The organism is Clavibacter lycopersici (assembly GCF_003576405.1).
Classification (GTDB): domain Bacteria; phylum Actinomycetota; class Actinomycetes; order Actinomycetales; family Microbacteriaceae; genus Clavibacter; species Clavibacter lycopersici.
In genome coordinates this window covers 1-5,698 of the sequence record NZ_QWGT01000185.1, presented here as the reverse complement: position 1 = coordinate 5,698, position 5,698 = coordinate 1, and the positions used below count along the sequence as shown (strand labels likewise).

Genomic DNA, 5,698 nt, shown 5'->3' with positions numbered 1-5,698 from the left:
GCCGCGCGTGTCGCTGGGGCTGCCCTCCCTCCGCGTGCCGTCGGCCGCGGAGGACGGGCCCGCTCACCCGCGCCACCGCGCGTGACCGCGATCGTCGCGGTCGTCGGCGCCACCGGCACCGGCAAGTCCGCCCTGTCCCTCGACATCGCGGACCGGATGCGGGCCGAGGGTCGCGCCGCGGAGATCGTCAACGCCGATGCCATGCAGCTCTATCGCGGCATGGACATCGGCACGGCCAAGCTGCCCGAGACCGAGCGGCGCGGCATCCCGCACCACATGCTCGACGTCCTCGACGTGACCGCGGAGGCCACCGTGGCCGCGTACCAGGAGGAGGCGCGCGAGGCGATCGGCGGCATCCTCGAGCGCGGGGCGGTGCCGATCCTCGTCGGCGGTTCCGGGCTCTACGTCTCGTCGGTCCTCTTCGACTACGACTTCCCCGGCACCGACCCCGAGATCCGGCAGCGCCTGGAGCGGGAGCTCGCGGAGACCGGGCCGGGCATGCTCCACCGTCGCCTCCGCGACCTCGACCCGGCCGCCGCGCAGCGGATCGGCGCTCACAACGGACGCCGCCTCGTACGGGCGCTGGAGGTCGTCGAGATCACGGGCCCGCAGCCGGAGCGCGAGTCCGCGGAGCCGCGACCCTGGCATCCCGCGCGGATCCTGGCGCTCACGCTGCCGCGCGAGGAGCTCGTGCCGCGCCTCGACGCCCGCGTGTCCGGCATGTGGGCAGACGGGCTCGTGGACGAGGTCGCCGGGCTGCTCCCGGCCGGTCTCGCCGACGGCGTCACCGCCTCCCGCGCCATCGGCTACGCCCAGGCGGCCAGGCAGCTCGCGGGGGAGCTCACGGAGGACCAGGCGATCGACGAGACGCGCGCGCTCACGCGCCGCTACGCCCGCCGCCAGGTGTCGTGGTTCGGCCGCTACGCCGACGCGGTGCGGCTCGATGCGCGCGACGACGGCCTGCTCGGGCATGCGCTCGACGCCCTCCCGGCGGCGCGCCCGTAGGCTGGCGGGATGGCAGACCTGCAGTTCACCAAGGGCCAGGGCACGGGCAACGACTTCGTGCTGTTCGCGGATCCCGCGGGCGAGATCGACCTGACCGACACGCAGGTGCAGGCGCTCTGCGACCGCCACTTCGGCATCGGCGCCGACGGGACGATCCGGGCGGTGCTCTCCAGCCGCATCCCCGAGGGCCGCGCCGCCCTCGACGAGGATCCCGACGCCGAGTGGTTCATGGACTACCGCAACGTCGACGGCAGCCCCGCCGAGATGTGCGGCAACGGGATCCGCGTGTTCACGCTCTTCCTCATCGAGAACGGCCTCATCGAGCTCCCGCCCGGACGCACCGTCCCCATCGGGACCCGCGCCGGCGTCCGCGACGTGCAGCGCAGCGGATCCGGCTTCCAGGTCGACCTCGGTCGGTGGTCGCTCGCGGGCGGCGAGCCGCTCGTGCGCGCGAAGGACCTCCAGGTCGCCCGTCCCGGCCTCGGCATCGACGTGGGCAACCCGCACGTCGTCGTCGCGCTCTCGAGCGAGGACGAGCTGGCGGAGGCGGACCTCGCGTTCGTGCCGCAGCTGGATCCCGAGCCCGCCGACGGCGCGAACGTCGAGCTCGTCGTCCCCGCGGATCCGCTCGTCGTGGACGGCGTCGGCCACATCACCATGCGCGTCCACGAGCGCGGCAGCGGCGAGACGCTGAGCTGCGGCGGCGTCAGGCGACCCGCGCATCCGCCCCGCGCACCCGCGTCATCAGCAGCAGCCCCGCCAGCAGCACGATCACGATCCCGATGATCCCGAAGCGCGTGTCGCCCGTGATCGCCACCGCGATGCCGAACAGGCCCGGCGCGAGGAACGAGACAGCGCGCCCGGTGGTCGTGTAGAGGCCGAACATCTCGCCCTCGCGGCCGGCCGGCGAGATGCGCGCGAGGAACGTGCGGCTCGACGACTGCACGGGACCGACGAACAGGCAGAGGAAGAGGCCCGTCGCCCAGAAGCCGGCCTTGGCGTCGCCGACGGCCAGCACCGCGGATCCGCCGAGGATGAGGCAGACGAGCGAGACGAGGATGACGGGCTTCGCGCCGAACCGGTCGTCGAACCAGCCGGCCGCGAACGTGCCGATGCCCGCCACCACGTTGGCCGCGACGCCGAACAGCAGCACCTCGGTGGTGGTGAACCCGAAGACCTGGGCCGCGATGATCGCCCCGAACGTGAACACGGCGGCGAGCCCGTCGCGGAACACGGCGCTCGCGACGAGGAACACGATCACGCGCGGCGACTCCCGGTACAGCTCGGCGATGCGGCGGAACAGCGTGCGGTACGACGCGAGGATGCCCTGCCGCGTGCGCCCGGGCGCGGACGGGATCTCGGGCACGCCCACCAGCACGGGGATCGAGAACACGGCGCACCAGATCGCGGCCACGAGGATCGCGATGCGCACGTCGAGCGCGCCGCCCTCCGCACCTGACGGCAGCGCCAGCAGGCCGGACGCGCCGGGCACGCCGAAGTCGAAGAGGAACAGGCCGAGCAGGAGCGCGAGCAGCACGATGCCGCCCACGTAGCCCATGCCCCAGCCGAGGCCGGACACGCGGCCGACCGTGCGCGGCGTGCTCACCTGCACGAGCATCGCGTTGTAGTTCACGCTCGCGAACTCGAAGAACACGTTGCCGGTCGCGAGCAGCGCGGCGCCCAGCCACAGGTAGGAGGGCACGGGCTCCACGAACACCATGCCGAGCATCGCGAGCACCACGATGCCCGTGTTCACGCCGAGCCACAGGCGGCGGCGGCCGGATCCGTCGGAGCGCTGCCCGAGCACGGGTGCGAGCAGCGCGATGAGGAGGCCCGCGATCGTGAGCGCGAGCGAGATCACGCCGGAGGTGTCGGCCTTCGCGGCGACGAGCGCGGGGTTCCTGGTGTCGTCGCCCGCGGCAGCGACGATCGCGGGATCCACGAACAGGCTGCTCGCGAGGTACGTGCTGAAGACGAAGGTGGTGACCACGGCGTTGAAGGCCGCGGATCCCCAGTCCCACAGCGCCCACGCGGCGACCCGTCGGCGGGGAGGGGCGGCGGGCTCGTCGATGCGTCCGGGCGCGGCGGTGCTCATGGTCGCAACCTAGTCGGTGGACGTGTCGCGGCAGGGTCGGGGGCGATCCGGGCCGCCCCTACGCTGGCCCGATGGACGGACCCCTCGACGGCGGCAACATGAACCGCGTCGAGCGCGCGGGCGACACCGTGACACGCGACGCCGGCCCGTGGACCCCCACCGTGCACCGCTGGCTGCGGCACCTCGCGCTCGCGGGGGTCGAGGGGATCCCGCAGCCGCTCGGCATCGAGGGCGACCGCGAGCGGCTCACCTTCATGCACGGCGACGTGCCCGTCTACCCGCTGCCCGCATGGGTCTGGGCCGACGACGTGCTCGTCCAGGCCGGCCGCCGCCTCCGCGAGCTGCACGACGCGAGCGTCGGGTTCGCGCTCGACGGCGCGGTCTGGCAGTCGAACACCAAGGTGCCGAGCGAGGTGATCTGCCACAACGACTTCGCGCCCCACAACCTCGTCTTCGCCGACGGCCGCCTCACGGGCGTCATCGACATGGACATGGCCTCGCCCGGCCCGCGCATCTGGGACATCGCGTACCTCGCCACGCGCGCGGTGCCGCTCTCCGGCTCCCCGCAGGACGGCGCGCCCGGCATGGACGACGCCCGCCGCCGCGTCCACCTGCTCCTCGACGCCTACGGATCCGACGCGACCTGGGCCGACGTCCTCCGCGTCGCGATCCTCCGCCTGCACGACCTCGCCGAGATGTCGCTCGCCAAGGCCGACGAGCTCGGCAAGCCGCACCTGCGCGACGACGCCGCGTACTACCGGGGCGACGCCGCCTTCCTCCGCGGGATCCTCGACGCCGAGCGCGCGCACCCGGCCTGACGCCTGACGCCTCACGCCTCACGCGAGCGCGATCCGCCCCGCGACCTCCCGCAGCACGTCCGCGTCCTCGTACGCCAGCTCCATCGCGACCGCTTCGGCCACCGGGAACCACGCGACGCGCTGCCCCTCGGTGAGCCGGATGTCCTCCGCCGGCACGTCGAGCCGCGCGGTGAACGTGTGCTCGACCCCGTAGGAGCGCGTGCGCGACATGAGGTGCGTGACCCCCGCGGCAGGGATCCGCACGCCCAGCTCCTCCTCGACCTCCCGCACGATGCAGGCGAGGGGCGTCTCGCCCGGCTCGAGCATCCCGCCCGGGATCGCCCACATGCCGGGGAAGGGGATGGTCGGGATGGCGTCCCGCAGCTGCAGGAGGATCCGCCCGGCCGCGTCGACGAGAACGACCTGGCAGCCCTCGCTCACGCGGATGCGCCCGCGTCCGGCCCCTCGATGGTGTGCGCCGTCATCGCGATCGCGGCGCGCGCGATGTCCTCCGCCGTCTCCTCCGTGCCGAGCGCGGGGGAGGCCCGCAGAGCCACGGCGGCGGCCGCCTGGTAGTCGGCGGTCATGCGGCCGAGGGTCTTCCGTCCGGCGTCGGTGAGCTCGAGGAAGACGCTGCGGCGGTCCTTCGGGTTGGGCACTCGGTCGAGGTGCCCGGCGCCGACCAGCCGGTCGATCACGGCGGTCACCGCACCCGTGCCCATCGAGATCTCGGAGGCGAGCAGCTTGGGGGTCATGCGGCCGAGGTCGCCGACGATGCTGATCACCGTCAGGTCGGTCACGTTGACCCCGATGTCCTGCGCGATGCGGGTGCGCAGGTGGCGCTGCGCGGTCTCGATCATGTGCAGCGCGTTCGCGAGGGCCTCCACGGCCGCGGCGTCGTCGCGGCGGGGGGCGGTTCTCTCGGGGCTCATCTGGCGTGTCCCTGTGTCGGCGGATCCGGCGGGATCCGTGGGCGGTCCAGTGACTGTAACGCGCCCTCGCGGCACCGATCCGCTCCGCGAACGGCCTGACCCCCGCTGTGGGGGTATTGCGCGAATCCCGAGTAGCTGTATCTTCGAGTTACTTGCAAAGCGAGTCACAGAATCTCTCCCCGGGCTCACCCAGCCCCCTCTCCCCCCGATCCAGGAGCAAGACCATGTCGCACCACATCGCCGCCGCCGCCAAGACCAAGCGCGTCCGCTTCGCCCCCCTCGCCATCGCCACCGGCGTCGCCGCCGCCGTCCTCCTCTCCGTGTCGATGTCCGGCACGCTGTCGGGCTTCGTCGCCTCGATCACCAACGACACCAACACGGCGGCCTCTGGCTCGCTCGTCATGCAGGAGTCGCAGGCCGGCGCCAACGGCGCCCCGACCGTCACCTGCCTCAGCACGAGCGCGACCACCGGCGCCGACTCCAACGCCGCCACCTGCTCCACCATCAACAAGTTCGGCGGATCGACCACGATGATCCCCGGCCAGACGGTCACGAGCGTCGTCAACATCAAGAACGTCGGCTCCTCCAAGGCCTCGACCTTCACGCTGACCCCGGGCGCCGCCTGCGCGCAGACCAAGAACGGCACGGTCAACGGCTCGGCCACGGACTTCTGCTCCAAGCTCAACGTCGTCATCACCGCAGCCGGCAGCACCACCCCCGTCTTCACGGGCACCGCCGCGACCCTCGCCGGCTCCTCCGCCAAGACGCTGACCGCGCTCGCCGCGAACGCCAGCACCGACTTCACCTTCGCGGTCACGCTCGACTCCTCCGCCGGCAACACGTACCAGGGCCTCGGCGCCTCGCTGCCC

6 protein-coding genes and 1 pseudogene are annotated in these 5,698 nt (G+C 73.0%); 4 read left to right on the top strand and 3 right to left on the bottom strand.

Annotated elements, in window-relative coordinates; all coding sequences use genetic code 11:
- Positions 1–81: 81 nt before the first annotated feature.
- Together miaA and dapF are read left to right on the top strand one after the other, a co-directional pair.
- Positions 82–1,005, top strand: coding sequence for a tRNA (adenosine(37)-N6)-dimethylallyltransferase MiaA (miaA, locus tag DZG00_RS11555; RefSeq protein ID WP_119383202.1), 924 nt, complete (start codon positions 82–84; stop codon positions 1,003–1,005).
- 9 nt (positions 1,006–1,014) lie between these two features.
- Positions 1,015–1,764: pseudogene (gene dapF, locus DZG00_RS11550) on the top strand (diaminopimelate epimerase); the annotation flags it as partial.
- Here dapF and DZG00_RS11545 read toward each other — a convergent pair.
- Complete coding sequence (locus tag DZG00_RS11545; RefSeq protein ID WP_119381620.1) at positions 1,712–3,100, bottom strand: MFS transporter; 1,389 nt, start codon at positions 3,098–3,100, stop codon at positions 1,712–1,714. The pseudogene dapF and the gene DZG00_RS11545 overlap by 53 nt on opposite strands.
- A 71-nt stretch (positions 3,101–3,171) precedes the next feature.
- On the opposite strand from DZG00_RS11545, the gene DZG00_RS11540 reads away from it, so the two are divergent.
- Positions 3,172–3,918, top strand: coding sequence for a phosphotransferase (locus tag DZG00_RS11540; RefSeq protein WP_119381621.1), 747 nt, complete (start codon positions 3,172–3,174; stop codon positions 3,916–3,918).
- 18 nt (positions 3,919–3,936) lie between these two features.
- On the opposite strand, the gene DZG00_RS11535 is transcribed toward DZG00_RS11540, so the two are convergent.
- Positions 3,937–4,338: an NUDIX hydrolase gene (locus DZG00_RS11535; protein WP_119381622.1), complete on the bottom strand. Its 402-nt coding sequence runs from the start codon at positions 4,336–4,338 to the stop codon at positions 3,937–3,939.
- Positions 4,335–4,829 carry a MarR family transcriptional regulator gene (locus DZG00_RS11530; RefSeq protein WP_119381623.1) on the bottom strand — a complete coding sequence of 165 codons (495 nt, stop codon included), beginning with the start codon at positions 4,827–4,829 and terminating at the stop codon, positions 4,335–4,337. Before DZG00_RS11530 ends, DZG00_RS11535 begins: the two co-directional genes overlap by 4 nt.
- 224 nt (positions 4,830–5,053) lie before the next feature.
- Here DZG00_RS11530 and DZG00_RS11525 point away from each other — a divergent pair.
- Positions 5,054–5,698 (top strand): hypothetical protein (locus DZG00_RS11525; RefSeq protein ID WP_119455641.1); only part of this gene is annotated, 645 nt, incomplete at its 3' end.

Bases quoted from the DNA above. Each gene is read 5' to 3' on its own strand.
- DZG00_RS11545 (WP_119381620.1), bottom strand. From the start codon at position 3,100: ATGAGCACCGCCGCGCCCGGACGCATCGACGAGCCCGCCGCCCCTCCC.
- DZG00_RS11540 (WP_119381621.1), top strand. From the start codon at position 3,172: ATGGACGGACCCCTCGACGGCGGCAACATGAACCGCGTCGAGCGCGCG.
- DZG00_RS11530 (WP_119381623.1), bottom strand. From the start codon at position 4,829: ATGAGCCCCGAGAGAACCGCCCCCCGCCGCGACGACGCCGCGGCCGTG.